Source organism: Streptomyces sp. NPDC023481 (assembly GCF_055560195.1).
In genome coordinates this window covers 206,264-232,187 of sequence record NZ_JBVHJE010000004.1, presented here as the reverse complement: position 1 = coordinate 232,187, position 25,924 = coordinate 206,264, and the positions used below count along the sequence as shown (strand labels likewise).

Annotated in this window: 17 protein-coding genes, 1 tRNA gene and 1 pseudogene; 6 read left to right on the top strand and 13 right to left on the bottom strand. The window is 72.5% G+C overall.

Annotated features, from left to right (window positions below):
* Nucleotides 1-89: 89 nt before the first annotated feature.
* The 12 genes and pseudogenes from ACZ3ZD_RS11185 to ACZ3ZD_RS11130 all read right to left on the bottom strand — a co-directional run bounded on the left by ACZ3ZD_RS11185 (nt 90) and on the right by ACZ3ZD_RS11130 (nt 14,867).
* Entirely contained in the window at nt 90-809 is a 720-nt protein-coding gene (locus ACZ3ZD_RS11185; RefSeq protein ID WP_467395811.1) for a YcnI family copper-binding membrane protein, read from the bottom strand.
* A gap of 716 nt (nt 810-1,525) precedes the next feature.
* Nucleotides 1,526-1,762: pseudogene (locus ACZ3ZD_RS11180) on the bottom strand (hypothetical protein); the annotation flags it as partial.
* Nucleotides 1,763-1,886: 124 nt separating this feature from the next.
* Nucleotides 1,887-3,140, bottom strand: a complete 1,254-nt coding sequence (locus ACZ3ZD_RS11175) for an MFS transporter (RefSeq protein ID WP_467395498.1) — start codon at nt 3,138-3,140, stop codon at nt 1,887-1,889.
* On the bottom strand, nt 3,137-4,882 hold the full coding sequence (locus tag ACZ3ZD_RS11170) for an ABC transporter permease subunit (RefSeq protein ID WP_467395497.1): 1,746 nt from the start codon (nt 4,880-4,882) through the stop codon (nt 3,137-3,139). The genes ACZ3ZD_RS11175 and ACZ3ZD_RS11170 overlap by 4 nt, the downstream gene beginning before the upstream one ends.
* A gap of 3 nt (nt 4,883-4,885) precedes the next feature.
* Complete coding sequence (locus tag ACZ3ZD_RS11165) at nt 4,886-6,382, bottom strand: ABC transporter substrate-binding protein (protein ID WP_467395809.1); 1,497 nt, start codon at nt 6,380-6,382, stop codon at nt 4,886-4,888.
* A gap of 63 nt (nt 6,383-6,445) precedes the next feature.
* The gene (locus ACZ3ZD_RS11160; protein WP_467395496.1) at nt 6,446-7,021 is read right to left on the bottom strand and encodes a GNAT family N-acetyltransferase; all 576 of its coding nucleotides are present in this window, start codon (nt 7,019-7,021) and stop codon (nt 6,446-6,448) included.
* A 346-nt stretch (nt 7,022-7,367) separates the two neighbouring features.
* The gene (locus tag ACZ3ZD_RS11155; RefSeq protein ID WP_467395495.1) at nt 7,368-8,006 is read right to left on the bottom strand and encodes a DUF998 domain-containing protein; all 639 of its coding nucleotides are present in this window, start codon (nt 8,004-8,006) and stop codon (nt 7,368-7,370) included.
* A gap of 204 nt (nt 8,007-8,210) precedes the next feature.
* Nucleotides 8,211-10,103, bottom strand: a complete 1,893-nt coding sequence (locus ACZ3ZD_RS11150; RefSeq protein ID WP_467395494.1) for a discoidin domain-containing protein — start codon at nt 10,101-10,103, stop codon at nt 8,211-8,213.
* Nucleotides 10,104-10,305: 202 nt separating this feature from the next.
* Complete coding sequence (locus ACZ3ZD_RS11145) at nt 10,306-11,670, bottom strand: GH1 family beta-glucosidase (RefSeq protein WP_467395493.1); 1,365 nt, start codon at nt 11,668-11,670, stop codon at nt 10,306-10,308.
* A gap of 32 nt (nt 11,671-11,702) precedes the next feature.
* Nucleotides 11,703-12,563: a carbohydrate ABC transporter permease gene (locus tag ACZ3ZD_RS11140; protein ID WP_467395492.1), complete on the bottom strand. Its 861-nt coding sequence runs from the start codon at nt 12,561-12,563 to the stop codon at nt 11,703-11,705.
* On the bottom strand, nt 12,556-13,545 hold the full coding sequence (locus ACZ3ZD_RS11135; RefSeq protein WP_467395807.1) for a carbohydrate ABC transporter permease: 990 nt from the start codon (nt 13,543-13,545) through the stop codon (nt 12,556-12,558). The genes ACZ3ZD_RS11140 and ACZ3ZD_RS11135 overlap by 8 nt, the downstream gene beginning before the upstream one ends.
* Before the next feature lie 5 nt (nt 13,546-13,550).
* Nucleotides 13,551-14,867, bottom strand: coding sequence for an ABC transporter substrate-binding protein (locus ACZ3ZD_RS11130; RefSeq protein WP_467395491.1), 1,317 nt, complete (start codon nt 14,865-14,867; stop codon nt 13,551-13,553).
* Between the two features lie 241 nt (nt 14,868-15,108).
* On the opposite strand from ACZ3ZD_RS11130, the gene ACZ3ZD_RS11125 reads away from it, so the two are divergent.
* The 6 genes from ACZ3ZD_RS11125 (at nt 15,109) to ACZ3ZD_RS11100 (ending at nt 25,789) form a co-directional block, all read left to right on the top strand.
* Nucleotides 15,109-17,364 (top strand): N-6 DNA methylase, encoded by a 2,256-nt coding sequence (locus tag ACZ3ZD_RS11125; protein ID WP_467395490.1) that lies wholly within the window; start codon nt 15,109-15,111, stop codon nt 17,362-17,364.
* Between the two features lie 78 nt (nt 17,365-17,442).
* Entirely contained in the window at nt 17,443-19,434 is a 1,992-nt protein-coding gene (locus ACZ3ZD_RS11120; protein ID WP_467395489.1) for a type I restriction-modification system subunit M, read from the top strand.
* On the top strand, nt 19,431-20,669 hold the full coding sequence (locus ACZ3ZD_RS11115; RefSeq protein WP_467395488.1) for a restriction endonuclease subunit S: 1,239 nt from the start codon (nt 19,431-19,433) through the stop codon (nt 20,667-20,669). Before ACZ3ZD_RS11120 ends, ACZ3ZD_RS11115 begins: the two co-directional genes overlap by 4 nt.
* Entirely contained in the window at nt 20,666-23,848 is a 3,183-nt protein-coding gene (locus tag ACZ3ZD_RS11110) for a type I restriction endonuclease subunit R (protein ID WP_467395487.1), read from the top strand. Before ACZ3ZD_RS11115 ends, ACZ3ZD_RS11110 begins: the two co-directional genes overlap by 4 nt.
* 199 nt (nt 23,849-24,047) lie before the next feature.
* Nucleotides 24,048-25,580 carry a protein kinase domain-containing protein gene (locus tag ACZ3ZD_RS11105; RefSeq protein WP_467395805.1) on the top strand — a complete coding sequence of 511 codons (1,533 nt, stop codon included), beginning with the start codon at nt 24,048-24,050 and terminating at the stop codon, nt 25,578-25,580.
* A complete protein-coding gene (locus tag ACZ3ZD_RS11100; RefSeq protein WP_467395486.1) occupies nt 25,577-25,789 on the top strand; it encodes a hypothetical protein in 213 nt (70 codons plus the stop codon). The genes ACZ3ZD_RS11105 and ACZ3ZD_RS11100 overlap by 4 nt, the downstream gene beginning before the upstream one ends.
* A 35-nt stretch (nt 25,790-25,824) precedes the next feature.
* On the opposite strand, the gene ACZ3ZD_RS11095 is transcribed toward ACZ3ZD_RS11100, so the two are convergent.
* A tRNA-Leu gene (locus ACZ3ZD_RS11095) sits at nt 25,825-25,909 on the bottom strand.
* Between the last annotated feature and the right edge of the window lie 15 nt (nt 25,910-25,924).

Genomic DNA, 25,924 nt, shown 5'->3' with positions numbered 1-25,924 from the left:
CACTTCTCCCTTGTACTCGATCCGCGCGGGCACTCCGCCCCACTGGACGGGATCCAGCGGGGCGGAGTGAACCGACAGCGCGGGTGTCGTTACGGCCGTGCGGCGCGGCTGCGGACGAGCGCGAAGGCTGCCGCGGCCAGGCCGAGCACGCCGACGACCAGTCCGGCGACGCCCAGACCGCGGGCGGTGGAGTCGCTGGTGTCCGACGCCTTGGTGGTGGCGGAGGAGCGGGTGGTGGGGGCGCTGGTGGTGGGCGCGTTGTCCGCGGCGGCCGTCAGCTTCAGCGCCGGCGCCGGGTTCTCCGGCTCGTCGTCGCCGTCCGCCGGCTGCTCGATCCAGCGGACGACCTTGCCGTCGGAGTAGGTCTGCAGGGTCTTGAACACCAACTGATCGGTGTCCTCCGGAAGCTGCCCGAAGGCCACGGTGAAGTCCTCGTACTGCCCGGCGCCGATGCGGCCTCCGGTGAAGGTGATCTGGGAGGCCGCCTCGGTGATCGTGCCGTCGTCGGTCTTCACCGGTGTCTTCAGCTTGCTGTTGGTGACCTTGGCGGTCCAGCCGTCCTGCGGGTGGACCAGGACGCCGAGGACGGGGTGGTCGGTGGGCAGGAACACCTGGACCTTCGTGGTGGACGCCGAGTCCTCCTCGTTCGGGACGCGGAAGGTCAGCACGCCGTCGGTGGCGCCCTTGGCGTAGCTCTCGGGGTGGACGGTGACGTGCGCGGAGGCGGCGGAGGCCGCGAGCAGGACGGAGGCGGCGGCGAGCGTGGTGACGGCTCCGGCGCGGCGCAGGATGGTGCGTGTCGTGGACATGGGTGAGTGGATCTCCGTACGGGTGACGTGTGCCGGTGGTCGGTTCGAGTACGGGATCCGGGGCGGCGGCCCGCGCCGGTGCACCGCGTGCCGCAGCGGGGTCCGGCGGGGCGGGTCGGGGACGGCCGGCGCGAGCGGCGTCCGCCCGGCGGACACGGGCAGCGGGCCCCCTCGCCACCAGGCGGCCAGGGCCGGCACCAGCGCGGCGGCCCGGCGCAGCAGCGCCCACACCGCGGCCTCCCCCTGCCGCAACCACCAGGAGGCGACCAGGGCGGCGAACAGATGGGCGGCGGTGGCGTGGGCGGCGAGCAGATGCGTGCCGGTGACGTGGCCGGCGAGGTACGGGTGGGCCGCCATCGCGGGGTGCGGGTGGGTCATCGTCCGGTGTGCCGGACCGCCGCCGGTGCGGTGGGCCGCGTCGAAGCCCAGGTGCAGGGCCGCCTGCGTGACCAGCATGCCCGCACCGATGCCGGGCAACGACCGCTCCCGCCCGCCGAGGGCCCACCCGAGCCCGAACACGCCGAGGAACCCGGCCGCGTCCGCCCACAGCGGCGGCATGTCCCCCATGGCGGCGCCGTGCGCGGCGGCGGCGAGCAGCACACAGACCGCCGCGAACACCCCGGCTCGCACACCTCGCACCGCAGCGGACGCACCCATGACCAGCGATCCTCCCACGGCCCGGGGATACGGACACCGGGGACGGCGCGTTCAGCCGAGGGGGAGCCGTACCGGTCCAGGATCCCCTCGACGGTCCTCATCAGCCGCTCCCCCACCTGCTCGACGCTTCCGTTCTGCGCGCTGACCTGCGCGCCTTCCAGGACGAAGGTGATCTCGGCCGCGGCCTGCCCGGGATCGGACGGACCGGCCCGCGCGGCGGCCTTCCCGGCGATCGCCTGGGCACCGACCCGGCGGATCCCCTCGCTCTGGAAGAGATCTTCCGCCGCGTCGAGGATGCGTTCCCGGGGCGGCCGCGCGGACGGTGAATCCGCGGATCAACGCCCTCGTGGAGACGTGGCCGGCCGACGACGCGCCCGCCCCTGGGCGGGGCACCCAACCGGCAGGCGCCGAGCCGACGTGTCAGGCCCCCGCCGTCTTCGCCCCGTCGCCCGGCCGGGTCCGGTCCGCCGGCAGGGTCAGGACCGCTGCCAGCGGAATCGCCGCGAGAGCCGCCCAGGGTGCGGCCGGGGGGAGGCCCAGATCGAGGAGGGCACCGGAGGCGGTGCTGCCGAGGAGGACGAGGAGGCCGGAGACGGAGGAGAGGGCGCCGGTGTAGAGGCCGAGGCGGCCCGGCTCGGCGAGGTCGGGGAGCCAGGCCCGGGCGACGGGCGCGACCAGCATCTGGCCGAGGGTGAGCAGGACGACCAGCGTGACGAGCGGCGCCAGTCCGGCCGTACCGGTGAGGCGGGGGGCCACGGCGACGGCGGCGAACCCGGCGCCGGTCAGCAGCAGCCCGGCGGTCAGGGAGCGGCGCGGGCCGAGCCTGCGGCCGGCCCACCGGGTGACGGGCAGTTGGGTGGTGACCACCAGCAGGGAGGACAGTGCGAACAGCCAGGCGACCGGCGCCTGGGAGCCGGCCGCGCGTTCCACTTCGGCGGGCAGGGCGAGGTAGAGCTGGTTGTAGGCGACGAGTTGGGCGCCGTAGCCGCAGCACAGGGCTAGGAAGCGGCGGTTGCGCACCAGCGGTCCGAGGCCGCCGCGCACCCGGACGGGTTCCCGGCCGGGGATGTGCCGGGGCAGCAGGACGGCGTGCCCGGCGAGGACCGCGGTGAAGATGCCCGCTCCGGCCAGGCAGACCGTGCGGAAGTCGGCCGTCAGCAGCAGGCCGCCCAGCAGCGGGCCGGTGAAGGCGCCCGCCTGCCCGGCGACGGTGAACAGGGCCAGCACCCGGGCGCGCGGCCCGTCACCCGCCTCCTCCCGCAGGACCGCCTGCCGGGCGACCTCCGACTCCACGGCGGGCGAGAACAGCGCGGCGGCGAACCCGATCAGCAGGACGGACCCGATCACCGCCCAGGTCCGCGCGGCGTACCCGAGCCAGACGAACCCGGCGACGCGCAGCGCGCACCCGGTGAGGACGACGGGCCGGATGCCGTACCGGTCGGCGAGGGCCCCGCCCACCACGAACAGCCCCTGCTGGCTGAAGGTGCGCAGCCCGAGGACGACGCCGACCAGCCAGCCCGCCATGCCGATCGCCGTGCCGAGGTGCTCGGCGAGGAACGGCAACACGGCGAAGAAGCCGACATTGAAGGCGAGTTGGGTGAGTATCAGCAGCCGCAGCAGCGGGGAGAGGGGTGCCTCCCGGGTGCGGGCGGCGGCCCGCAGGGTGTCGCTCATCGGGGCATCGGCTCCGCTGCCACGGGCGCCGTCCCGGCCGTACGACGGTACGGGCGACGGCGGCGCACGGCGCCCGCGGACTCCACCGCCAGCGCGCCGAGGACGGCGAGGACGGCGGCGGGGGCGAGGACCGCCCAGGGGGCGCGTTCGGCGTAGGGCTGGTTCTCGGCGAGGAGGTGGCCCCACTCGGGGGACGGCGGCTGGGCGCCGAGGCCGAGGAAGCCGAGGGAGGCGAGGGCGAGCGCGGTGCCGGGCAGGCGCAGCAGGGCGTGCCGGGTGACGGACGGGACGACGGCGGGCAGCAGTTCGTGGCGCAGCAGGTACCAGCGGCCGGCGCCGAGGGCCCGGGTGGCGGTGAGGTGGAGGGCGGCGCGTTCCTGCCGGAGCAGGGCGGAGGTGTGCGCGGCGAGCGGTGCCCAGGCGACGGCGGCGACGGCGAGCGCGGGGGTGGCCGGGCCGCCGCCGGCGACGGCGGTGACGAGCAGCGCGGCGAGCACGGGCGGTACGGCGTTGACGGTGTCGACGAGCGGCCCGGACAGCCGGGGCAGCAGGCCGAGCAGCAGCCCGGCCAGGAGCGTGCCGACGCTGATCGCGAGGGCGAGCAGCAGCGTGTCGAGGGCGCCGTGGGCGACCCGGGCGAGCAGGTCGCGGCCGAGCGCGTCGGTGCCGAACGGACGGGCCCAGGACGGGGGTTGGAGGCGCGCGGTGGTGTCGAGGGCGAGCGGGTCGCGGGGCAGGCCGGCGGCCAGGACCACGAGCAGCACCCCGAGGAGGAGCAGCGGTACGGTCCCGCGCGCGGCCGGCGCGGGCCGGTGCAGGGCGGGCAGGGCGCCGTCGCGCAGGGCCGGCCCGATGAGCAGACGGACGGCGATCCGGGCGGTGCCGGCGGCGGTCGCGGCGAGCAGCAGCAGCGCGAGGGTGCCGGCCTGGAGGACGGGCAGGTCCTGGGCGAGGGCGGCCTGGAGGGTGGTGCGGCCCAGGCCGGGAATGTCGAAGAGCTGTTCCACGGCGACGGCGCCGCCGGTCATGCCGACGACGAACAGCGCGGTGTTGGGCAGCAGTCCGGGCAGGCAGCGCCGTACCGCCTGCCGGGCGATGCGAGCCCGTGACAGCCCGCGCGCGGCGGCGGCCCGCACCCAGGGTTCGGTGAGGGCGCCGGGCAGCTGGTCGTCGAGGAGCCGGCCGAGCACGGCCCCGGCGGGCAGGCCGAGGGCGAGCGCGGGCAGCACGGTGTACCGGGGCCCGTACCAGCCGAGGGCGGGCAGCCAGCCCAGTTGCACGCCGACGACGGTGGCGAGGACGGAGGCGGTGAGGAACTCCGGCAACGCGGCGAGCATCGCGGACCCTGTGCCGCCGGCCCGGCTCCGGCCGCCCCGGTACAGGGTGCGGGCGCAGACGGCGGCCGCGGTGCAGCAGGCCACGGCGAGCGCGGCCGCCATGAGCAGCAGGGAGGCGCCGAGCGCCTGGAGCACGGCCGGTCCGGCCTGCTCGCCGGAGATCCAGGACCGGCCGGCGTCCCCGCGCGCCAGCCCGCCGAGCCAGCGTCCGAGCAGGATGAACGGGCCGTCATGCAGCCCGAGTTGGTCGCGGATGGCGTCGAGCACCGCGGGGTCCGGGTCACGCTCCTGGGTCCGGGCCCTGAGGACGGTGAGCGCGGGATCGGTGCGGCTGAGCCAGGGCAGCAGCCCGATCCCGCACACCAGGGCGCCGGCCAGCCAGGCCCGCCACAGCACGGTCCGCACGGGTCAGCGCCGGGTGCCGGCGCCGATGAGGGTGCGCTCGTACGGGTCGAGCAGTACACCCTTGACCGGGCGGGCGACGCCGGTGATCACGCGCTGGTGGACCAGCGGTACGACGGCGTCGGTGGCGAGGATCCGCGCCTCGGCGCGCAGTGCCGCGTCCTGCCGCTTCGCGGTGTCGGCGGTGCCTTCGGCCGCGGCCACGGCCCGGTCGATGTCCTTGTCGCACAGCTGGGCGATGTTGTAGCCGCCGTCGCAGGTGTAGTCGCCGGCGAGGACGGCGACCGGGTCGCCGGTGTCGACCAGGCTGTTGCGGGCGAGCACGAACGCGTCGAACCTGCCGGCGAGCGCGTCGCTCTCCAGCCGTGAGTACGCGCGTACGACGAGCCGGACGTCGAATCCGGCCCGCTCCAGCTGCTGCTTCAGCACCTGGGCTGCTTCAGGGAGTTCGGGCCGGTTGTCGTAGGTGGCGAGGGTGATCGCGGTCCCGTCGGGCCGCTTGGGTGCGGGCCGGCCCGCGGGCGTGCGGTGCCGGTCGGCGGCCCAGGTGACGGCGGGGCCGTAGATGCCGGTGCCGCGGTCGGCGTGTCCCTCGTACACGCCCTTGGCGAGGGCGGAGGTGTCGACGGCGGCGCGGGCGGCGGCGCGCAGCCCGGCGTCCCTGAAGGGCCCGGAGCGGGAGTTGAGCAGCAGGCTGGTGGTGCGGGTGGTGGCGGTCTCCCGCCGGGTGCCCTGGGGGAGGGTGGCGGCCTGGGCGACGGGTACGGCTTCGGCGATGTCGGCGTCGCCGCCGCGCAGGGCGTTGGTGCGGGCGGTGCCGTCGGCGACGAAGCGGACGTCGATGCCGGCCGCCCGGGCGCGTCCGCCCCAGTAGCCCTCGTACCGGTCGAGGGACGCGGAGGTGGTGCCGGTGACCTTGGTCAGCCGGAACGGGCCGGTGGCGGTGCCGACCGGGTCGACGCGGTCCTTGTCCCGGTACGCCTTCGCGGACAGCACGGCGAGGCTCGGGCTGGACAGCCGGAGCGGCAGAATCGGGTCGGGCCGGCCGGTGGTGACGCGTATCCGGTGCGCGTCCAGGGCCTGGGCGCGGAGGGTCACGCCGGACAGGGCCGCCGGGGCGGGCTTGGCGTGGGTGGCCCGGGCGAGGGAGGCGGCGACGGCCTGGGCGGTGACCTCGGAGCCGTCCTGGAAGGTGGCCTCACGCAGGGTGAACTCCCAGCCGTTCTCGCCGTGTTGGCGCCAGGAGGAGGCGAGGGCCGGGGCCGCGGAGCCGTTGCCGTCGAGGGCGGTCAGGCCCTCGGTGACGCCGAGCCGGCTGAGGATGGTGGCGTCGTCGCCGTACGGGGAGAGCCGCTCGACCGGCGGGAAGGCGAGGGCGACCCGCAGCCGCGAGCCGTCGGCGGCGGCGCCGGACGCCGTACCGGATTCGGTGGCGAAACAGCCCGCGAGGAGGGGCGTGGCGAGAAGGGCGGCCAGCAGTCGGGTGGGGCGCGGGGCAGGCATGGTCCTCAGCTCGGGTCGGCGCGGGTGGCTCACGGGTGGATCGGACAGCAGCTTACATGACAATCATTTCCAGTAAGCCGCCTGTTGGTGCCGCTCCCCCTCCCCCACCCCCTCCAGGGGCAGTTCGAAGTGGACGACGCGCTGCCCACCGCCGGCGTCCTGCCGCTCGTCGTGCACGACCGTGCCGAGGGACCGCCAGAACGGTTCGGCACCGGGCACGGCCGGGTCGGTGTGCAGGTAGACGGACCGGTATCCGCCGTCTACCGCAGCGAACTCCAAAAGCCTCGCCACCAGTTGGCGCGCGACGCCCCGGCGCCGGTGCCCGGGGCGGACGTAGATCCGGCGCAGCTGCGCGGTCTCGCCGGACGGGTACCGCTCGGCAAGCCACCGCGGGTTCGGCGGGTGCTGCGGCCCGCGGGCGTCGAGGGCGCCGGTGCCGATGACCGTCCCGTCCGCGTCGACGGCCACGAGCAACGTGTGCCGCCCGCAGGCCAGATAGGCGCCGGCCGGATCCACGATGTCCGTGTGCCACCGGGGCACGTATCCGGTACCGAAGTCCCGGTAGACGGTGTCGAGCATGACGGACCTGGCCTGGTCGAGGTCGTCGTGGGTCGCGGGCCTGATGCTGTATTCGTGCACCTGCGCATCCTATGCAACAAGCCCTGCACCCCACCCGCCGAGGGCCCCCCGGCCACCCCCCGTGACCAGCTCAGGAACACCGTGGTCCGCTCCAGGAAGGAGTCGGCCACGGCGGCCGTCGGCCCGCCTGGGGTGACCGGCACCTGCGTGAGGCGAACGAGCGTGTCACGCCCTGTCACAGGCGACGGGCACCCAGGCCTGACAGGAGTCAGGGCCGGGCGCCCCTGCCGACACTGATGAACTCCAGCGCCGAACAACCCGGTTGGAACAGCAGAACGTCGATCTACTGGCGCGCTTGACGAAACCCGGGCCGATCTCGAAGCCGACCGGGATCTGACCAGAGCGCTCAACCAGCGCGGCTGAGACGCTCTGCTGTCATCGCTTCTCGCACACGACCCGACCGACGAATGAGCCCACGAACGCCGACAATCAGCGCCCAGAACAGAAGCGGAAGAGCGGCGACCCGTTCCATACCTCCCATGCCGAGACCGAGGTAGTGGCCGGAGAGGAACAGTCCGAAGGCCGTGATCGCTGTGGCTCCCAGCAGGCCGGTGCCCCACCGCAGGGGTGCCGGTACGTGTTCTGCCAGGCCGAGTCCCGCCACGACGAGACCAATGTTGCCCGCTGCCATGATGAACAGGGCGCCCAGGGCATGCTGGTTCTCGTTCACGTCCGCAGGAGCCAGCCCGGCCAACACGAATCCCACCCCGGCACCGGCGAGCAGCAGACGGGCCACGGCAGCGGCCCGTCCCCTGCGCCAAAGGGCACCACCGGTCAGGGCGGCACCGACAACGAACAGCAGCCCCAGGACGACGAACGAAACATTCATCAAACCGTGCTCGGGGGAACAGATATACCGCGGTTGAGGATCTGGCTGCAGAGCGCAGTGAGCGTTGCCCAGGTCGCTGATGTTGTTCCCTGCCCAGCTGTACGGTCTGACCCAAGCCGACTCGGCGATCCCATGGATGACGAAGAACTGCACCACGCCCACGATCCATGCCACGCACCCGATCCGGACCCTCACCTGTCCACCTTCCGCCACGCGAACTACGTGCGGACAGCCGATCATGCGGCGCCGGACTCAGGCACTCCGACCAGCCCCCTGGAGCAGGTGGGGCAGACCCTACTGCGGCCGGGCGCAGGAGTTCGCGGAACGAGTGCCATCACTACGCCCGGCCGGTCGGCGGAGTCAGCTCTTCTGTTCCACCCGCACCCAGTCGATCTCGGCCTGGACCGCGCCGGAGGCGATCTTGTCGACGCTGGGCTGAGGCAGGCCCCAGTAGGGGGTGGTGGCCTTGTTCCAGCCGGCCGGGTAGGCGCCGCCGAGGGCGAGGTTGAGGATCACGTACTGGTCGTGGTCGTAGACCCACTGGCCCCGGGTGGACTCCACCTTGTTGCGGGTCGTCTCCTGCACCATGCGGTCGTCCACGAAGAAGCGCAGCGCCGTCGGGGTCCACTCGACCGCGTAGGTGTGCCACTGGTCGGCCGTGCCGCCGTTCGGATACGTCTGGCGGGCACCGATGTTGCCGTCGGCCGAGTAGCCGGGGCCGTGCAGGGCGGTGCTGGTCCAGTCCGGGTAGCCGATGTTCTCCATGATGTCGGTCTCGCCGGAGGCCGGCCAGGAGACGGAGGGGTCGTCGACGTTGCTGCCGAGCAGCCAGAAGGCCGGCCAGAACCCGTCGCCGACCGGCAGCCTCATCCGGGCGCTGACCCTGCCGTAGGTGAAGTCGACGTGGGTGTGGGTGTCGACGCGGCCGGAGGTGAAGTCGTAGGTGGCGCCGCCCGCCTGGGTGCAGCCCTTGCAGTATGCCGCCTTCAGCACCAGGCTGCCGTCGCGGGTGGCGACGGTGCCGGCGGAGTCGACGTACGCCTGCGACTCGCCGTTGACCGGTCCCATCTCCGTACCGGTGCGCACGACGCGCCACTTGGAGCGGTCGAGAGCCGCGCCGGTGAAGTCGTCGAAGAAGGTGGTGCGGTACGTGCCCGGCTGGTCGGCGGGCAGCGCCGGATAGGCGGCGGTGGCGCTGCCGCCCGTACCCCACACCTGGAACTCGTAGAGGGAGTAGCCGAACTGGGCGGTGGCGGGCGCCGGGTTGAAGAAGGAGCGGCGCTCCTTGCCGAGCATGCGGACGTAGCGGCCGGTCGCGGGCGAGGCAAGCCTCACGCTGTCGTGCACGCCGGCCGCGTCGGACGGTGAGGTGACGTTCGCGCGGCGGGCGGCGATGTCGGCGGGCGACGGCTCGTAGACCGTGCGCCAGGTGCGGTTGTCGTCGGAGACCTGGAGGAGGTAGTCGACGGCGTACGCGGACTCCCAGTACAGGTCCACCGTGTCGATGGTCGACCGCGCGCCCAGGTCGACCGACACCCAGCGGTCGGTGTTCCAGTCGCTCGACCAGCGGCTGGTGTCGCCCCTGAGGTCCGCGGGCCAGCCGCCGTCGGTGACGAAGGCCGGGGAGTGGCTCGCGTCCTGGTAGTAGTCGGAGTACGCCGGGTGGTTCAGCGCGAGGTTGGCGCGGGTGGTCGAGGCGGGGGCCGGTTCGCCGCCGTAGACCCGGAAGCTCCACAGCGAGTAGCCGTAGGGCGTGGCGCGTTGCAGGCCGCGCAGGCGGACGTAGCGGCCGGTGACCTCCTGGGGGTGGGTGTACGCCGTGACCGAGCCGCCGGTGCCGTCGGTCTCCGTGTAGAAGGGCGTCCAGTCGGTGCCGTTCTTCGACGCCTCCAGGACGTAGCGCTTGCCGTAGGCGGCCTCCCAGTCGAGGACCACGCGGTCGACGCGGATGACGGAGCCGAGGTCGACGCGGATCCAGGCGTCGTCGGCGAAGTCGCTGGACCAGCGGGTGGCGCCGTTGCCGTCGAAGGCGAGGCCGGGGGCGGTGCCGGCGTTCTCGCTGCCGGAGGCGGTGACGGCGGCCGGGTTCACCGCGTAGGCGGCGGCCGCCCGGTCGGTGTCCCAGCCGACGGCGGCGGGGGCGGCGGAGGCGGGCGCGGTCAGGACCGGTCCGGCGGCCAGCAGGGCGGTGGTGGCCAGGGCGGCGAGCAGGGTGCGGGGGATGCGGGAGACACGGGGGGCACGGGATGGCATGCGGCTCTCCTGGTGGGTGGGGGTGCACTTCCTGTTCTGTGTCGCGGACATGGGAGCAGGCGGGGTGGTGCGGGGTCGGCGGGCACGGGCTCCCCACCCGTGCCCGCCGGCCCCGCTTGCCGGCCGGGCCAGGCTCAGGCGGCCCGGCAGGTCTGGCTCAAGCGGACCGGCGGGGTGGCTCAAGCGGCCCGGCGGCCCTGGCTCAGGCGGCCCGGCTGTTCTGGCCGCGGTGGACGCGGATGATGTCCGCGTACCGGTGGCCGCTGGCCTTGATGGTGCGGGCCTGGGTGCGGTAGTCGACGTGGACCAGGCCGAAGCGCTTGTCGTAGCCGTACGCCCACTCGAAGTTGTCCAGCAGCGACCAGGCGAAGTAGCCGGCCAGGGGAGCACCCCTGCGGGCGGCGGAGGCGCAGGCGGCCAGGTGGCGTTCGAGGTAGTCGCGGCGCTCGGGGTCGTCGACGCTGCCGTCGGGGCGCACCACGTCGGGGAAGGCGGAGCCGTTCTCGGTGACGTGGATCCGCCGGGCGCCGTACTCGTCGGTGAGCCGCAGCAGCAGCGTCTCGATGCCGGAGGCGTCGATCTCCCAGTCCATGCCGGTGCGCGGGACGCCCTCGCGGCGGACGGAACGGGCGTACGGCGCGGGCCCGTCGGGGTCGTCGGTGACGTACGCCGGGAAGTAGTAGTTCAGGCCGAGCCAGTCGAGCGGGGCCGCGATGGTCGCCGCATCGGCCTCGGACAGCGGGAGTTCGACGCCGTAGGTCTCCACCATGTCGGCGGGGAAGCCGCGGCCGTGCACCGGGTCGAGCCACCAGCGGTTGACATGGCCGTCGTGCCGGCGGGCCGCCGCCCGGTCCTCGGGGCGGTCGGTGGCCGGGTGCACGGTGGACAGGTTGTTGACGATGCCGATCCGTGCGCCGGGTGCTGCCGCTCGGACCGCCTGGGTGGCGAGGCCGTGACCGAGGAGCAGATGGCAGGAGGCACGGACGGCGGCGGTGAGGTCGGTCGAGCCGGGGGCCATCGTGCCCTCCAGGTGCCCGATCCAGGCCGAGCAGGAGGGCTCGTTGAGGGTGGCCCAGAGGGTGACGCGGTCGCCCAGGCGTTCGGCGACGACGGAGGCGTAGTCGGCGAACGCGAGGGCGGTGTCCCGCTCGGGCCAGCCGCCGCGGTCCTGGAGCGCCTGCGGCAGGTCCCAGTGGTAGAGGGTGACGGACGGGGTGATGCCCGCCTCCAGCAGGGCGTCCACCACCTCGTCGTAGAAGGCGAGGCCCTTGGGGTTCACCGGGCCGGTCCCGCCGGGGACCACCCGGGGCCAGGCGACGGACATCCGGTAGGCGTTGACGCCGAGTCGCCGCATCAGGCCGATGTCCTCGCGCCAGCGGTGGTAGTGGTCGCAGGCGACGTCGCCGTGGTCGCCGTTCGCGGTCTTCCCCGGGGTGTGGGAGAAGGTGTCCCAGATCGAGGGCGCGCGACCGTCCTCGGCGACGGCTCCCTCGATCTGGTACGCCGCTGTGGCCGTGCCCCACAGGAAGTCGGGGGGGAAGGCGGCGAGGTCGATGGGTTCGGACACGGAAGTCCCTTCGGGATCAGGGGTGGTGGCGGTCACTTGACGGCACCCGCCGTCAGACCCGCGACGAGATAGCGCTGCAGCAGCAGGAAACCGGCCACCACGGGAACGCTGACGACCAGCGAGGCGGCCATGATCTGGTTCCAGTAGACGTCGTTGAGGGTGGAGTAGCCCTGGAGGCCGACGGCGAGGGTGCGGGTGGTGTCGTTGGTCATGACCGACGCGAACAGCACCTCTCCCCAGGCCGTCATGAACGCGTAGACGGCGACCGCGACGATGCCGGGGACCGCGGCCGGTACGACGATCCGGAACAGGGCGCCCAGCGGGCCGCAGCCGTCCACCAGCGCCGCCTCGTCCAGGTCGCGCGGGACCGAGTCGAAGTAGCCGATCAGCATCCAGATGGAGAACGGCAGCGAGAAGGTGAGGTACGTCAGGATCAGCCCGCCGCGGGAGCCGAACAGGGCGATGCCGGTGGCGTTGCCGATGTTGACGTAGATCAGGAACAGCGGGAGGAGGAACAGGATGCCCGGGAGCATCTGCGTCGACAGCACGGTGACCGTGAAGACGCGCTTGCCGCGGAAGGTGTAGCGGCTGACGGCGTAGGCGGCGAACACGGCGACGACCACCGAGCAGACGGTCGCCGCGCTCGCCACGATCAGCGAGTTGACGAAGTACTTCGCGAGCGGCACGGTCGACCAGATGTCGATGTACGGGCGGATCGTCAGCTTGCTGGGCAGCCAGCGGAACCGGCCCGTGACGTCGGCGAGCGGCTTCAGCGAGCTGGACACCATCACGTACACCGGGGTGAGCACGAACCCGGCCAGCAGGGTGAGGAACACGCGCCGCGCCCACCGGAACGAACGGGGCGGCGCCAGCGGGGAGTCGGGACTAGACATCGGCGGTCCTCCTGCGTCCGCGTGAGGTCAGCAGCAGGTATCCGCCCGTCACGACCAGCAGGAAGAGCAGCAGCAGGACGGACATGGCCGAGCCGGTGCCGAAGTTCCAGGTGACGAAGGACGCCTGGTAGATGTGCACCGAGATCAGGTCGGCGGCCTCGGGAGCGGCCTTGCCGAACAGCACGTACGGCGTGTTGAAGTCGTTGAACGTCCACAGGAAGAGCACCAGCAGCAGGACCTGGTTGACCGGACGCAGCGACGGCAGGGTGATGCGGCGGATCTGTTGCCACGTCCCGGCGCCGTCCAGCGCGGCGGCCTCGTACAGCTCCCGCGGGATGTTCTGCAGCCCGGCCGTCACGATGAGGAACGCGAACGGCCAGCCCTTCCACACCGACACGGTCAACAGGGCGTAGAAGCTGTTGTCGCCGATGAGCCAGAACGACGGCTTGCCGGTGAGGTGCAGCTGGTCGTGCAGCACGTGGTTCACCAGGCCGTTGTCGTGCTGGAACATGAACACCCAGGTGATGACGGCCGCGTAGACGGGCAGCGCGTACGGCACCAGGAACAGCGCGCGCAGCAGGCCGCGGCCGCGGAAGGTGTCCTGCATGAAGACCGCGGCGGCCGTGCCGATCAGCCAGCACAGGCCGACCGACAGCAGGGTGAAGCCGACGGTGACACCGAACGACTGCAGCAGCGCCCTGCCCACCGGGGCGTCGAAGTCCACCGACACCCGGAAGTTGTCCAGGCCGCTCCAGGGGGCGGTGGTCCAGTCGCGGATGTAGAACTGCGTGAGTTCCTTGAAGCTCATCACGATGCCGATCGCCATCGGCACCAGGTGGACGAGGAGTTCGAGCAGGAGCGCGGGCAGGAGCAGCAGGTACGGCAGCACGGCGCGGCGGATCCGCCCGGGGCGGCGGCGTGCCGCGCGCGCCGCGCCGGGGGACGTCTCGCGCACCGGTTCCCTCAGTGCGGTGGTCGTCATCGTGGTCACGCCGCCGGCATCTGCTGCTGGGCCTTCTCCAGCTTCGCCCTGACCGCGTCGGTGGTCACGGTGCGGCCGGCCGCGGCGTCGGCGAACAGCTCCTTGACGGCCGTACCGACCGTCGTCTCGAACTGCGACTCCGACGGCACCTGCGGCAGCGCGGCGGCGCTCGTGGCGAGGGTGTTCTTCAGCACCGCGGTGTCGGGGGACGCGAACGCCGGGTCGTCCTGGGCGGACCTGACCGGCGGGACGGTGCTGTAGGCGGTGTTGAGGATCTTCTGCTCGGTGTCGGAGGTCATGAACTTCACGAACTTCGTGGCGCCGTCGAGGTTGTGGGTGTTCTTGAAGACGGCGATGTTGATGCCGGCGACCATCGAGTTGACCTGGGTACCCTGGCCGGGGGTGCCGGAGCGGACCGGTACGGGGGCGATGCCGTAGGTGTCCTCGCTCATGCCCTGGGACTTGAGGTTGGCGGCGGCGGACTGCCACAGCAGCATCGCCTGCTTGCCCTTGGCGAAGTCGCTGACGGACTGGTTCTGCGCGTACTCGGCGTCGCCGGCCGGGATGACCTTGTCCTTGGCCATCAGGTCGACGTAACTCTTCACGGCCTCCACCACCTTGGGGTCGGTGAAGGCGGGCTTGCCGTCGGCGGTGAAGAAGTCGGCGCCGTGCTGCTTGGCGAAGACGAAGACGTGGTGGATGTTCTCGGAGAGGTTCGCGCCCTCGGCGCCGAGCACCGACTTCCCCTTCGCCTTGATCTTCTTGCCGTCGGCGATCAACTCGTCCCAGGTGGCCGGCGGTTTGGCGATACCGGCGTCGGCGAAGATCTTCTTGTTGTAGTAGAGGGCGTACGCCATCGAGTACAGCGGCACCGCCGCCGGGTCCCTGCCCTGCACACCGGTCGAACCGAGCGCGGAGCTCACGAAGCGGTCCTTGCCGCCTATCTTCGCGAGGTTCTGCCGGTCCCACGGCAGCAGCGCGCCGGTCGCCTGCAGGGAGGCGCTCCAGGTGTTGCCGATGTTCAGCACGTCCGGGCCCTGGCCCGAGGTGGTCGCGGTCAGGATCCGGTTGAGCAGATCCGACCAGGGCACGACCTCCAGTTTCACCTTTATGCCGGTCTGCTTCTCGAACTTGTCGAGTTCGGGCTGGAGGACCTGCTTGTCCACGGCGACACTGGCACCCTGGTTGGACGCCCAGTAGGTCAGCGTCTTCGGCGAGTCGCCGGACCCGCCCCCGGTGGACGACCCCCCTCCGCAGGCCGTGGCCGCAAGGGCGAGAGACAAGGTGACGGCGCCTACGGCCGCGGCTCGGATCCTGCGCATGGCTCCCGGTGTCCCTTCAGGGATTGCACTCATGGCTTAATTTAGGACGTGAGTTAACCGGGGCCGGGGGTTGCCGTCAAGGGATTCGACGGGGGGATCAGGGGTGGGGGCGGACGGGAGCCGGCCGGACAGGGGCGAAGGGGCACGGGAGCCCTACCGTGAAAGCATTGTCCAACCGTTTCGCGCGGTTGACGCGCGTTGTAGGGTGTGACCACGCCTCCCCCAGACCAGGACCACATCCATGTCGCAGCCACCCGCGCCGTCCGCCCAGGTGACCGCCGCCGAGATCTCCCGCATCGCGGGCGTCACGCGCGCCACCGTCAGCAACTGGCGCCGTCGGCACGAGGACTTCCCCGCGCCCTCCGGCGGCACGGACAGCAGCCCGCTGTACGACCTGGAGGAGGTCCGCGCCTGGCTCGCCTCGCGGGGACAGCGCACCGCGGCCACGCCCAGCGGGGAGCTGCGCACCACCCTGCGCCTGCGCGAACCCGCCGGCGCCGGCACCTCCGACCTGCTCCTGCTGGTGTTGGCGGCGGCCCGCCGCCCCGGCGACGGCCTCACCGGCCTGCTCGCGCTGTCCGACACCGATCTGGTGAAGCAGGCCGACGACGCGGCCGCCGAGGTCGCCGACGTGGTGCCGGACACGGAACCGGTCCGGTTCACCGACGCCGACATCCCCGTGCTGCGCGCCCTGCTGCTCTGCGTCCGCGACGAGGGCGCGCAGTCGGCGCTGAGCGTGCTGGCGGAACGGGAGCTGGAGGACAGTGCCGCCAGCGGCGCCTACCGCACCCCGGCCCCGCTCGCCGACCTGCTGGCCCGCCTGGTCCCGGGCTCCCCGGCCCGCGTCCTCGACCCGGCCTGCGGCAGCGGCACCCTGCTGGCGGCCGCCGCCGCGCGCGGCGCCCGCGAGCTGTACGGGCAGGACAGCGTCCCCGTCCAGGCCCGGCGTTCCGCCGTCGGCCTCACCCTGACGGCCGAGGCGGCCGCCAACGTCACCGTGCGCACGGGCGACAGCCTGCGCGCCGACGCCTTCCCCGACCTCACCGTCGACGCCGTACTGTGCAACCCGCCCTACGGCGACCGGGACTGGGGCCACGACGAACTCGCCTACGACCCGCGCTGGGCGTACGGCTTCCCGCCTCGCGCCGAGTCCGAACTGGCCTGGGTTCAGCACGCGTTGGCGCACCTCGAACCCGGCGGCCACGCGGTGCTGCTCCTCCCGCCGGCCACGGCGTCCCGCTCCTCCGGCCGCCGTATCCGCGCCGAGCTGATCCGCAGCGGCGCGCTGCGGGCGGTGGCCGCACTGCCGCCGGGGGCGGCGATCCCGTTGCACATCGGCCTGCAGGTGTGGGTGCTGCAACGCCCGGAGCCGGCCTGGCCGGCGCCCCAGACGGTGCTCTTCGTCGACACCGCCGGCGAGCCCACGGCCGCGGTGCGCGCCGGGGGCCGTGCGGTGGACTGGGCGCGGGTGACCGAGCACATCGTGTCGGCGTGGACTGCGTACGCCGGGGACCCGGACGGGTTCGAGGCGCGGGCCGGTGTGGCGCGGGCGGTGAGCGTGGTCGACCTGCTCGACGAGGTGGTCGACGTGACGCCCGCCCGGCAGGTGCGCGCCTCGCAGGCCGACGTGGACCCGCGGCAGCTGGCCGGCCGGGCCGTGGCCGTCCGGGAGGCGCTGACGGGTGCCGCGGGGTCGGTCGCGTCGCTGGCCGGCACGCAGTGGTGGACGGCCGCGGGCGCCGAGCCCCGCCAGTGGCGTTCGGCCACGGTGTCCGACCTGGCCCGGGGCGGCGCCCTGAAGGTCCTGCGGGCGGCCCCCGGAACGCCGAGGCAGGCGGACGGCGGGAGCGGGTCCCAGGCGGGCGGCGGGACGGCCCGGCCGGCCCTCACCGGCGCCGACATCGCCCACGGGAGCGGACCGACGGGACGGATCGAGGACGCGCAGGCCGCCGAGCAGGTGCCGGAGATCGCCGTCGGCGACGTGCTGGTACGGGGCCTGACCGGCGGCCGGGGCCCCGTCGCACGGGTCGCGGGCGAGGACGAGGCGGGGGTGCTGCTCGGCCCGGGCGTGCACCTCTTCCGGCCCGACCCGGCGCGGCTCGACTCCTGGTTCCTGTACGGCTTCCTCGGCTCGGAGGCCAACCTCACCGGCGCCTCCACCGGCAGCTCCACCCTGCACCTCAGCCCCGGCCGGCTGCGCGTCCCCCTGCTGCCGCTGGCGGAACAGCGACGCTACGGGGAGGCGTTCCGGCACGTGGCCGCCCTGCGTGAACAGGTCCGCCGCGCCGAGGAGTTGGCCGAGGAGACGGCGCGGCTCGTGGCCGACGGCCTCACCGGCGGGCAGCTCGTCCCGCCGACCGACGGCCTCACCGGCGGGCAACTCGTCCCGCCGACCGACGGCCTCACGGACGGGCAACTCGTCCCGCCGACCGAGGGCCTCACGGCCGGGCAGCTGGTCCCGCACGCACCCGGAACGCGCGACCTCCCCCACTCATGACGCGGACGGACGAGGCCCCACCCTCCCGCCGCGCTCCACGTCATCCGTACCGGCCCTGGAAGGGAAGCGGAAGAAGTCTTGAACAGCAGTAAGCACACGGAGTTGGCGAACCACGCGTGGTCCGTCGCCGACCTCCTGCGGGGAGACTACAAGCAGTCCGACTACGGCAAGGTCATCCTGCCGTTCACGGTGCTGCGGCGACTGGAGTGCGTGCTGGAGCCGACCCGCGAGGAGGTCACCCGGATCGCGGAGCGGTACCAGGACGGTGACATCGACCCGGACCGCTTCCTGCGCCGGGCCGCGGGCCACGCCTTCTACAACCGGTCGGGCCTGACCCTGAAGAAGATCGCCGCGGACCCGCAGAGCGCGGCCGCGAACCTCGCCGTGTACGTGGGCGCGTTCTCCGACAACGCCCGCGGTGTGCTGGACCGCTTCGAGTTCGCCCAGCAGATCAAGCGGCTGGACGGCGCCGGACTGCTCTACCAGGTCATCGGCAGGTTCACCGGCCTGGACCTGCGTCCCGAGGTCGTGCCCAACCACAACATGGGTTACATCTTCGAGGAGTTGATCCGCCGCTTCTCCGAGCAGTCCAACGAGACGGCCGGTGAGCACTTCACGCCGCGCGAGGTCATCCAGTTGATGGTGCGGCTGCTGGTCGCCCCGGACGGCGACGCGCTCCAGCTCCCGGGCGCGGTGCGCACGGTCCTCGACCCGGCCTGCGGCACGGGCGGCATGCTCTCCGCGATGGACGACCTGATCACCGAGCTGAACCCGGACGCCACGGTGGAGGTGTACGGGCAGGAGCTGAACCCGGAGTCCTGGGCGATCTGCCGGTCCGACCTGATGATCAAGGGCCAGGACCCGGAGAACATCGCCTTCGGCAACTCCTTCTCCGACGACGGCCACGCCGGCAAGGGCTTCGACTACATGCTGGCCAACCCGCCGTTCGGCGTGGAGTGGAAGAAGGTCAAGGACGAGGTCGAGGCCGAGCACAGGACGCTCGGCGAGGCCGGCCGCTTCGGCGCGGGCCTGCCGCGCATCAACGACGGCTCGCTGCTGTTCCTCCAGCACATGATCTCGAAGATGAAGCCGGTCGAAGTCGACGGCGGGGGCGGCTCGCGCATCGCGATCGTCTTCAACGGCTCGCCCCTCTTCTCGGGCGGCGCCGGCTCGGGCGAGTCGGAGATCCGCCGCTGGATCCTGGAGAACGACTGGCTGGAGGGCATCGTCGCCCTGCCGGACCAGCTCTTCTACAACACCGGTATCTCCACCTACTTCTGGATCCTCACCAACCGCAAGAGCCCGGACCACCGGGGCAGGGTCGTCCTGCTGGACGCCCGCGACCAGTGGGAGAAGATGCGCAAGTCGCTGGGCGACAAGCGCAAGCAGCTCGGCACGGACCACATCGCCACGGTGGTCAGGCTGTACGGCGAGGCGCTGACCGTGGCGGACGACCCGGAGCACCCGCTGCACGGCCGGGTGAAGGTCTTCCGCAACGAGGACTTCGGCTACCGGCGGATCACCGTGGAGCGCCCGCTGAGGCTGCGCTTCGAGATCACCCCGGAGACGGCGACCGAGCTGGAGGCGTCCAAGCCGATCCGCAGACTCCCCCAGGCCGCCGCGTTGACGGACGCCTTCGCGTCCCTGACGGGCACGAGCTGGGCGACGAAACAGGAGGCCTGGCTGGCACTGAAGGACGCGGTGGTGCAGGCCGGCGGGACGTGGCCCACGGGGGCGCCGTTCAACAAGGCGCTGCGCGAGGTGATCGGCGTCCGGGACCCGGAGGGCGAGGTTCAGCTCGTCAAGGGCGAGCCGGAGCCGGACCCGGAGCTGCGGGACTACGAGAACGTGCCGTTGGGCGAGGACGTCGAGGAGTACCTGGCCCGGGAGGTCCACCCGTACGTGCCGGACGCGTGGATCGACCACGCCAAGACGAAGATCGGGTACGAGATCCCGCTCACGCGGCACTTCTCGGTGTACGAGCCGCCCCGGCCGCTGGAGGAGATCGACACCGAACTGCGCGCGCTGGAGGCCGAAATCCGGGAGCTGCTGGGGGAGGTCACGGAATGACCACCACCCTGCGTCTGCGGCACCTCGCCCGGATCAACCCCGCGACGCCCGCCTTCGACAGGCTCGCGGACGACGACGAGGTGACCTTCCTGCCGATGGAAGCGGTCTGGCCGGGCAGCCGCCTCGACCTGTCCCGGCGGCGCACCAAGAAGGCGGTCGCCACCGGGTACACCCGCTTCCAGGACGGTGACATCCTCGTCCCGAAGATCACCCCGACCTTCGAGGCCGGTCGCGCGGTCCTCGTCCAGGGGCTGCTCGGCGGTGTGGGCGCCGGGACCACCGAACTCCACGTGGTCCGGCCGGGCGAGCACATCGACCCGGGATTCCTGCTCTACGTCCTCAACACCCACGGCTTCCTGAAACTCGGCGAAGCGGAGATGTACGGGGTCGCCGGCCAGCAGCGGGTCCCGGACGCCTTCCTGCGCGACTGGCCGGTGTTCCTTCCGTCGCCGGCGGAGCAGCGCCGCATCGCCGACTTCCTCGACGTCGAGACCGGCCGGATCGACCGACTGGCCGACTCCCAGCTCCGGCTGACGCGGCTGCTGAGAGAACGCGAGGACACCGTCATCGATGTGACGCTGCGTCAGGCGTCGGCGGGCACGATCCGGCTCAAGCACCTGCTCGTCGCGCCGCCTTCCTACGGCGCCAACGAGCCCGCCGAGCACCGGCGACGGGACTGGCCGCGGTACATCCGGACGACCGACATCGCCGAGGACGGCACGCTGCGGGAGGAGACGTTCGCCTCCCTGCCGCCGGACGTCTCACGGCCGTACCTCCTCGGCGACGGTGACCTCCTGTTCGTCCGCAGCGGGGCCACGGCGGGGAAGTCCTTCCTGTACGAGAGCCGGTTCGGTCCGGCCGCCCACGCCGGCTACCTGATCCGGGCGCGCGTGAACCACCGGGCGGTAATCCCCCGGCTCCTCTGGTACTTCACGCGGACCCCCTCGTACTGGCAGCAGATCGGCGAGGGGACCGTCCAGGCGACCATCCAGAACGTCAACGCCGAGAAGTACGGCAATCTCCTGGTCCCCTCCATCGAACCCGGCGACCAGGCGTCGACGCTGCACCGGCTCGACGCGCTCGCCCGGCACTCGCTCGCGGTCAGGCAGCGCGCGAACCGGTTGCTGAACCTGCTGGCCGAGCGCCGCCGGGCCCTCATCACCGCCGCGGTGACAGGGCAGTTCGACGTCTCCACCGCCGACGGGCGCCGTATGACCGAAGGAGCCGCCGCATGAGCCCCGTGCACGACGAGTCGGCCTTCGGCTCCGCGATCGTCGCCGCCCTCGGTGAGCGCGGCTGGCGGGAGGCGGACCCCGGGGGCTACCGACCCGACCTGGGCCTGGACACCGGTGAGTTGTTCTCCTTCATCGACGCCTCCCAGCCCGACGAGTGGAAGGAACTGCTCACCGTCTACGGCGGCAACCCCCACGAGGCGCGGCGCGGATTCGTGCAGCGCCTCGACCGGGCCATCGCCGACGACGGGCTGCTCCACGTTCTGCGGGGCGGCGTCAAGGACCGCGGAGTCCGTCTCCGGGTCGCCTTCTTCCAGCCCAACCTCATCTCCTCGGAGTCGGTCCTCGACGGCTACCGGGCCAACCGGCTCACCGTCGTCCGCGAACTGCCCTACGCCACCCGGCAGACCGACCGGGGCCGCCGCCTCGATCTGGCCCTGTTCCTCAACGGCATCCCCGTCGCCACCGCCGAACTGAAGAACCCGCTGACCGGCCAGGGTGTCGAGCAGGCCAAGGAGCAGTACCGCACCGACCGCGACCCCACCGAGCTGCTCTTCACGCGCCGCGCGCTCGTCCACTTCGCGGTAGACCCGGACCTGGTGTTCGTCACCACCCGGCTGCGCGGCAGGAGCACCCGGTTCCTGCCGTTCAACACCGGCTCCAACGGCCCCGGCCGGCCCGGCGGCGCCGGCAACCCGGCGCCCACCGCGCACGGCACGTACGCCACGTCCTACCTGTGGGAAGAGGTCTGGCAGCGGGACAACTGGCTCGACCTCCTCCAGCGTTTCGTGCACCAGCACCGGCACCGGACGCCCGGCGGCGGCACCACCACGTCGACCATCTTCCCCCGCTTCCACCAGTGGGACGTGGTCCGCAGGCTCACCGCGCACGCGTCCGTGCACGGCGCCGGCCAGAACTACCTGGTCATGGCCTCCGCCGGCTCCGGCAAGTCGAACACCATCGGCTGGCTGGCCCACCGCCTGAGCGACCTGCACGCCCCCACCGATCCGCACGTGCTGCGCCCCGACGCCCTCGCCGAGGGCCGTATCAGGCCCGGTGAGCCCGTCTTCGACAAGGTCATCGTCATCACCGACCGCCGCGCGCTGGACGCCCAGCTGTCGGCGACCGTCGGCAGCTTCTCCCAGACCGAGGGCCTGGTCGTGAAGGTGGACGGGAAACACGGGGCGAAGAGCGAGCAGTTGGCCCGTGCCCTGTCCCGGGACACCGGGAAGATCGTCACGGTGACCCTGCACTCGTTCCCGGCGCTGCTGGACCACATCAAGCGCAACCCGACCGAGATCAAGGGCACCCGCTTCGCGATCATCGTGGACGAGGCGCACTCCTCCCAGTCCGGTGACGCGGCCACCGCCGTGAAGTCGGCCCTGCGCGACCTCGGTCTGGACGCCGACTCGGACGATCCGGGCGCGACCCGGGTCACCGTGGAGGACAGGCTGAAGGCGAGGGCGGTCGAGCGCTCCCGCGCCGCCAACCTGTCCTACTTCGCGTTCACGGCCACCCCCAAGGCGAAGACCCTCGAACTCTTCGGCACGGAAGGGGTGGAGAACGGCAGGACCGTCTACCGGCCCTTCCACACCTACTCCATGCGGCAGGCCATCGAAGAGGGCTTCATCCTCGACCCCCTGCGCAACTACGTCACGTACGACACCTACTGGAAGCTGGCGAACCTCAACCACGACGAGAAGGAGGTCGACCCGGCCAAGGGGAACAGCCTGCTGGCCCGGTTCGCGCTCCTGCACGAGCACACGGTGTCCCAGCACGCCCAGGTGATCGTGGAGCACTTCGTCGCCCACACCCGCGGCCGGCTCGGCGGCCGGGCCAAGGCCATGGTGGTCACGGCGTCCCGCCACTCGGCCGTACAGATGGCCCGCGCCCTCCGCAGCTATGTCGCCGACCGTGGGTACGACACGAAGTACCCGGACCTCGGCGTCCTGGTCGCCTTCTCCGGTTCCCTCGCCGTCGACGGGGAGGAGACCACCGAGAGCAAGGAGAACGGCGGTCTGCCGGAGAGCGCGCTGCCCAAGGCGTTCGCCTACACCCGCGCCGACGACAGGACCGCGAAGTCCGGCGGCAGGGGGCAGCGGGAGTACCGGATCCTCGTCGTCGCCGAGAAGTACCAGACCGGCTTCGACCAGCCGCTCCTCACGACGATGTACGTCAACAAGACGCTGACCGGCATCGCCGCGGTGCAGACGCTCTCGCGCCTCAACCGCACCGCCGACCGCAAGTCGCAGGCGGACCTGGCCGTTCTGGACCTCGTCAACGAGGCGGAGGACATCCAGGACGCCTTCCGGCCGTACTTCGAGGAGGCGCACACCCTGCCCTCCGACCCGAACCTCCTGTACACGGCCCAGAGCCGGGTCATGTCCGCGCCGATCGTCTCCGAGCGGGACATGGACGAGTTCGTCGCCGCGTACTTCGACGCGCAGGAGAAGGCCGGCGGCTCCCAGGCCGCGTGGGAGAAGCTGCACGCCGAGTTGTACCGGCTCCTCTCCCCCGCCGTCGCCCGCTTCGCCGCCCTTCTGGAGAGCGGGGAGGAGGACGACGTGGAAACCGCCGAGGAGTTCCGGGCCCACCTCAACGACTACGTCCGCAAGTACGGCTTCCTCGCGCAGATCGTCCCCTACCAGGACGCCGACCTGGAGCGGCTGTACCTGTACGGGCGCCACCTGCTCAACCGGCTGCCCCGCTCCGCGGACGGCGGCGTCGACATAGGCGAGGTCGACCTCAGCCACCTGCGCGTCGAGAAGACCGGCGAGTTCGACAAGTCGCTGCTGCCCGAAGGCCCCGCCGAACTCCGGGGGTTCGCCGACGGGGCCGGTGGCGGGAACGACGCCGGGAAGTCGCTGCTGTCGGAGCTGATCGAGCGGTTCAACGCGAGGTTCGGCACGGAGTTCACCGAGCAGGACGTCCTCCCCGCCTTCAACGCGACGAAGAGGGACCCGAAGGTGCGGGCCGCCGCCCTCGTCAACGACGAGGAGAACTTCGGCGTCGTCTTCGACCGGAAGTTCGAGGAGAACATGATGGACCACGTCTCCACGATCGACACGCTCGGCAAGCGGTACTTCGGCACGGACCGGGGCTTCAAGTCGGACCTCGACCGCAGTGCGCGCCGCGCGGCCTGGCGGATGATCCGCCGGGAGGAGGGTCTGGACGACTTCTGACGACGTCCGGGGGCGTGGCACCCGCCTCGCCCTCGCAGACCCGGCTGGACGCGGTGATCCCTTTCCGGGGAAACTGGCCGCGGACCAAGGGGACTCGGGGGCGGGGTGGGTGCCCGTGCGGGACGCGGGGCGGGGACAGGTGCCGGACAGACCGGTCGCGGGCCGCTACGAGCTGCTGGATCGGCTCGGCAGCGGTGGCATGGGCGATGTGTGGCGGGGCTACGACGCGGTGCTGGACCGGCCCGTCGCCGTGAAGCGGATCCGGCCGCAGGCCGTCGCCGCCACACCCCGGCTGGCCGGGGAGCTCGAACGGCGCTTCCGCCGCGAGGCCAGGATCACCGCCCGCGTGCGGCACCCGGGCGTGCCGCAGGTGTACGACGCCGTCCTCGACAGCACCCACGAGCACCTGTTCCTCGTCATGGAGCTGGTGGAGGGCGTCCCCCTCACCCGGTACGTGCGCGAGGAGCGGCCGCTGCCGGTCGGCTGGGCGGTGGCGGTCGTCGCCCAGGTCGCCACCGTGCTGTCGTACGCGCACGACGTGCCCGTGGTGCACCGCGACCTCAAGCCGTCCAACATCCTGGTCGCGCGGGACGGCACGGTGAAGGTCCTCGACTTCGGCGTCGCCGCGATCCTCCGGACCGACGCCACCAGGCTGACGTCCTCCGGCCGGCCCGTCGGCACCCACCAGTACATGTCGCCCGAGCAGGTACACGGCACCCGCGTCACCCCGCGCACCGACCTCTACGCACTCGGCTGTGTCCTCCACGAACTCCTCGCCGGCACACCGCTGTTCAGCGGGCGCAGCGACTTCGAGCTGATGGACCGGCACGTGCGGGCCGTACCCGTCCCGCTGCGGCGGCTGCGGGCCGACGTGCCCGAGGAGCTGGAGGCGCTGACGCTGCACCTGCTCCACAAGTCCCCGGAGCGCCGGCCGGCGGACGTACAGGAGGTGTACGAGCGGCTGACACCCTTCCTGCCGGCCCCCGGAGAGCCCCCCGCCCTCGAAGAGGCCGGGCCGCCCGGGGCACCGGACCCGACCGGCCTCTACCGCCGCCCTTACGCTCCCCGCGCCCGGGCCGCGAACCGTCCCCCTGCGCCCGCCGCCCCGGAGGCGCCCCACCACGCCGCCGAGTACGTCGTCTCCCCGCCCGAGCGGGAGCTGCTGCGGGCCCGGCTGCGGGAGGTCGACGCGCACTACGTCGCCCTCATGGAGGAGGAGCGCTACGCGCAGGCCGCCGAGGTCGCGGGCGAGATGATCGAGCCGCTGGCCCGGGCCCTGGGCGCCGAGAACAAGGCCGTCCTGCGGCTGCGGCGCCGCCGGGCGGTCAGCCGGCAACTGGCCGGCGACCACCGGGCGGCCCTGCCCGAGTTCGAGGCGCTGGCCGAGGTGTACGGCCGCACCGACGGGCCGACCGGCGAGGCCGCCCGCGACTGCCGCGCCCAGGCCGCCCGCTGCCGCGGCGAACTCGGCCGGGTGACCGAGGCGTTGGCGGAACTGCGGGCCGTCCTCGCCATGGAACGGGCCGCCGAGAGCGACGTCAGCGACGCGGCCGTGGAACTGCGCCGGGACATCGGCATGCTGCTCCTCGGCCAGGGCGACCCGGAGGCGGCCCGAGCCTGCCTGGAGGCCCTGCACGAGGACGTACTGCTCGTACACGGCCCACACCACGAAGTGGCCACCGAGACCGCGGAACTCCTGGCCGCGCTCCACCGGCAACGCGAGGACGGATGACCGGCACGGAGCCCGAAGTGATGTCATTTGACAAGGCCGGGCAGTGGATCGCCGACCTCGCGGAAAAGGTCATGGTGAACGGGGTGGGGCCGATCACGGGATCGGCCACCTGGGCTGCGATCCCGGCGAACGTCGCCGCGTCCTCATCCCGGGCGGCCTCGTCGGGGGAGCCGAAGAACACGCACACGCAACGAGGGCCCCGACCGTAAGGTCGAGGCCCTCGCTACCGCATTGTCCATCGTTGTGTCCGAGGGGGGACTTGAACCCCCACGCCCGATAAAGGGCACTAGCACCTCAAGCTAGCGCGTCTGCCATTCCGCCACCCGGACCAGGTGTCTGCCGCG

Excerpts from the sequence above, each read along its gene's own strand:
- ACZ3ZD_RS11150 (WP_467395494.1), bottom strand. The coding sequence starts at position 10,103 with ATGCCATCCCGTGCCCCCCGTGTCTCCCGCATCCCCCGCACCCTGCTC.
- ACZ3ZD_RS11175 (WP_467395498.1), bottom strand. The coding sequence starts at position 3,140 with ATGAGCGACACCCTGCGGGCCGCCGCCCGCACCCGGGAGGCACCCCTC.
- ACZ3ZD_RS11110 (WP_467395487.1), top strand. The coding sequence starts at position 20,666 with ATGAGCCCCGTGCACGACGAGTCGGCCTTCGGCTCCGCGATCGTCGCC.
- ACZ3ZD_RS11115 (WP_467395488.1), top strand. The coding sequence starts at position 19,431 with ATGACCACCACCCTGCGTCTGCGGCACCTCGCCCGGATCAACCCCGCG.
- ACZ3ZD_RS11105 (WP_467395805.1), top strand. The coding sequence starts at position 24,048 with ATGGGCGATGTGTGGCGGGGCTACGACGCGGTGCTGGACCGGCCCGTC.
- ACZ3ZD_RS11140 (WP_467395492.1), bottom strand. The coding sequence starts at position 12,563 with ATGTCTAGTCCCGACTCCCCGCTGGCGCCGCCCCGTTCGTTCCGGTGG.
- ACZ3ZD_RS11125 (WP_467395490.1), top strand. The coding sequence starts at position 15,109 with ATGTCGCAGCCACCCGCGCCGTCCGCCCAGGTGACCGCCGCCGAGATC.
- ACZ3ZD_RS11130 (WP_467395491.1), bottom strand. The coding sequence starts at position 14,867 with ATGCGCAGGATCCGAGCCGCGGCCGTAGGCGCCGTCACCTTGTCTCTC.
- ACZ3ZD_RS11135 (WP_467395807.1), bottom strand. The coding sequence starts at position 13,545 with ATGACGACCACCGCACTGAGGGAACCGGTGCGCGAGACGTCCCCCGGC.
- ACZ3ZD_RS11165 (WP_467395809.1), bottom strand. The coding sequence starts at position 6,382 with ATGCCTGCCCCGCGCCCCACCCGACTGCTGGCCGCCCTTCTCGCCACG.
- ACZ3ZD_RS11100 (WP_467395486.1), top strand. The coding sequence starts at position 25,577 with ATGACCGGCACGGAGCCCGAAGTGATGTCATTTGACAAGGCCGGGCAG.
- ACZ3ZD_RS11185 (WP_467395811.1), bottom strand. The coding sequence starts at position 809 with ATGTCCACGACACGCACCATCCTGCGCCGCGCCGGAGCCGTCACCACG.